Raw genomic sequence first — 242 nt, 5'->3', positions numbered from 1 at the left:
CAGGCGCCGAGCTTGGTGTTCTCCGAGCCGGCGACGATCTGCGCGACGTCGGTGAGCATCACCGGGCGGCCGTTCTTGTATGCGACCACCGCGTCGTTGTACTGGTCGGCGCTCGTGAGCTGGTCGTTCGCGTTGATCGTGTAGGCGCGCGTCGGGCCGTCGAAATTGCCCTTCGGCGTGTTGACGTTCAGGTTCGAGATCGTCGTGCGCAGATCGTCGAGGTTCATCCCGTACTTCGCGAG

General features: G+C 64.0%; 1 protein-coding gene. It reads right to left on the bottom strand.

Annotation, left to right across the window (positions count from 1 at the left end):
- Positions 1 to 242 (bottom strand): efflux RND transporter permease subunit (locus SB786_RS37385; RefSeq protein WP_410731734.1); only part of this gene is annotated, 242 nt, incomplete at both ends.

Source organism: Burkholderia sp. SIMBA_062 (assembly GCF_046534765.1).
Lineage (GTDB): Bacteria > Pseudomonadota > Gammaproteobacteria > Burkholderiales > Burkholderiaceae > Burkholderia > Burkholderia ambifaria.
This window is presented reverse-complemented; position numbering and strand designations above follow the sequence as displayed.